This window comes from Bacillus carboniphilus (genome assembly GCF_039522365.1).
GTDB classification, from domain to species: domain Bacteria; phylum Bacillota; class Bacilli; order Bacillales; family JC228; genus Bacillus_BF; species Bacillus_BF carboniphilus.
On record NZ_BAAADJ010000036.1, the window covers coordinates 1 to 1,567 of the forward strand.

Genomic DNA, 1,567 nt, shown 5'->3' on the forward strand with positions numbered 1-1,567 from the left:
AAAGATAAGAAAGTATAAATTTTGGGTCTACCGCAGTCTTTTGGGCTGTGGTATTTTCAATTTATGGAGAGGAATATTCTTAGACAAATCTTTTTTGATGAACATCAACACTGGGAAGCATTCAAAGAAAAGCACGGAGCTAAAATTCGTCCAATCGTAATAAAGGAGGTTGAAAAATTTCGCGATTGTGGAGATCCCAAAAATGGATTTAAGCTATTTGTGTGTGAAGGGTGCAATGATGTAAGAAAGGTTCCATACCGTTGTAAGGGAAGGTTCTGTACGACCTGTTCAGTAGGTGAGAGTGAGGAGTGGAGTCGTCTATTAACTGATGAAGTATTACAGGTTAATCATAGACATGTCATTTTTACAATTGATGAAGGTCTTCGAGATATCTTCTTACTTCATCGTTATTTACTGAAAGATTTTATGGATGAAGCTGCTAGAATTATTATTGAGTTTTTTGAAAAAAAGGCAAAGGTAACGCCTGGAATAATTGCAGGACTTCATACGTTTGGTTCAAGAGTAAATTTCAATCCCCATGTACATATGTTAGTTACAATGGGCGGTTTAACTAAGAAAGGTGAATGGAAATCGTACGATTTCCTGCCATTTGAAATGCTTCGAAAACAGTGGCAGACCGTTGTATTAAAGCTAATTAGAAGAAATCTTTCAGAGAAAGAAAAGAAAAAGGTTCAGCAAAGACTACAAAAGGCGTTCTCTAACAATGGGGAAGGCTTCTATGTGCATGCCCCAAAACAAAAGGGAAAGGTAAAAGAACAACTTCGCTATATTGGTCGTTATATTCGTCGCCCTGCAATTGGCATAAATCGGATCGAGGCATATGACGGTCAGTATGTGACATTTAAATACAATGATAAGACGGATGGAAAGGAAAAGTTAGAAACTGTAACGGTAGAGGAATTCATCAGTCGGTTAATTCGCCATATACCTGATGAACAATTTAAGACAATCAGACATTATGGAATGTATTCTAGAAGAATTAAAAATCTGTGTAAGAAAGTACTAAGCATCTGGCAACAAAAAGCTAAACGATGGATTGTCAAAGTGAAAAAGACGTTGAGACGCCAAACATGGAGGGAGAGAGTTGTATCTAGTGGTGCTAAAGATCCACTTATTTGTCCTCACTGTGAGTGTTTCTATGAATACAAGGGAGAAGTCTGCCTTGAAAATGGTAGACTAGAAATAAAGGTGGCACTATGTCAAACGACTAAAAGATATTTAGAGAGGGAGATTGCTTATTTCACCGGTATCCAAGCATCGCAAAAAAGGAAAGAAAAAGAAGAAAAACACCAGCCTATTAAAGACACAGAGCGTCAGCTATGTTTGTTTAGAGTGTCGTGAAAAAGAGGATATCCCGTTACATGTTGTAAGGGATTTTGACTTAATGGATGATGGTGATCCTAACACTCCCCCAATGTTTTCATGTGAAAAATGTGGAGGAGAAATGTACCCGGAGTACTATAAAGGGGTACATGGGAAAGAGTACAAGTTATCGGACATCCACTAGACAAAAAAGGACCGGGCGGTTTTTGCCCGGTTTTTCTTA

At 38.0% G+C, this 1,567-nt stretch carries 1 protein-coding gene; it reads left to right on the forward strand.

The window, feature by feature from the left end; all coding sequences use genetic code 11:
• Positions 1-63 precede the first annotated feature (63 nt).
• The gene (locus tag ABDZ91_RS14205) at positions 64-1,362 is read left to right on the forward strand and encodes an IS91 family transposase (RefSeq protein ID WP_343800041.1); all 1,299 of its coding nucleotides are present in this window, start codon (positions 64-66) and stop codon (positions 1,360-1,362) included.
• Positions 1,363-1,567: the final 205 nt, after the last annotated feature.